This window comes from Aeromonas sp. 1HA1 (assembly GCF_029237385.1).
GTDB classification, from domain to species: Bacteria; Pseudomonadota; Gammaproteobacteria; order Enterobacterales; family Aeromonadaceae; genus Aeromonas; species Aeromonas popoffii.
The window spans coordinates 1-780 of the sequence record NZ_JAACGC010000202.1 but is presented as its reverse complement, the minus strand read 5'-3'; the positions used below and the strand labels follow the sequence as shown (position 1 = coordinate 780).

1 protein-coding gene is annotated in these 780 nt (G+C 63.5%); it reads left to right on the top strand.

The window, feature by feature from the left end:
* Positions 1 to 98 precede the first annotated feature (98 nt).
* Entirely contained in the window at positions 99 to 701 is a 603-nt protein-coding gene (locus tag GWQ22_RS21670) for a phage tail protein (protein ID WP_275931651.1), read from the top strand.
* Positions 702 to 780 lie beyond the last annotated feature (79 nt).

Sequence of the window (780 nt, the reverse complement as noted above, 5' to 3'; positions counted from 1 at the left end):
CAGCCAGTTCCCGCAGCTGCAGAGCCTGCGCTTTGGGGAGAGTGACATCGTCTCGGGGCTGGCCATCCCGCGCCTTGGCAAACTGGTGGTGACCCTGCATGACTAATCCAACCCCGCTTGAACACGATCTGCAGGCGCCGGTGCTGCCGGATGCCAGCGCCCCCTGGTGGGAAGACGGTTACACCATCAGCCCCGCCCACGCTGAGCCCGGATTTCTGGCCCGGGGCATCAACGCCTTCTGGCAGCGGCTCAAGGGGTGGCTACTGCTGCCACTAGCCCAGCAAGACCCGCTGACCTGCTCCGAATCCCTGCTCTCCTTGCTTGCCTGGGAGCGGGACATCGCCCGCTTTAATGGCGAGCCGCTGCCGCTCTTTCGCAAACGGGTCAGGTTCGCCTTTGTGAACGCCCGGGACGCCGGCGAGGTGGCGGGCTTTAAGCGCATCTTCGAGCGCCTTGATATCGGCTGGTGCGACATTCACGAACGCCAGGCCGGCACACCCTGGGACGTTATCACCATCGAGGTGACCGACAGCGCCATCGCCGCCAACCAGCAACTGATGGAAACCCTCATTCAACACTATGGCCGCACCTGCCGCCGCTACCGCTTTCAGGTGGTGTACCCGGTCACCGGCACCTTGCGCACCGGTCGCATTGACATGAGCCAGCAGGTATTCGGCGCAACCCTCAAGAGGACAGCATGAGCCAAATCATTACCAACGCCTTCTCCCGCTACTGGCAGGAGTGCCTCGCCACCCAGGCACCGGTGGTGCTCGATGAGTT

Bases quoted from the DNA above. Each gene is read 5' to 3' on its own strand.
- GWQ22_RS21670 (WP_275931651.1), top strand. From the start codon at position 99: ATGACTAATCCAACCCCGCTTGAACACGATCTGCAGGCGCCGGTGCTG.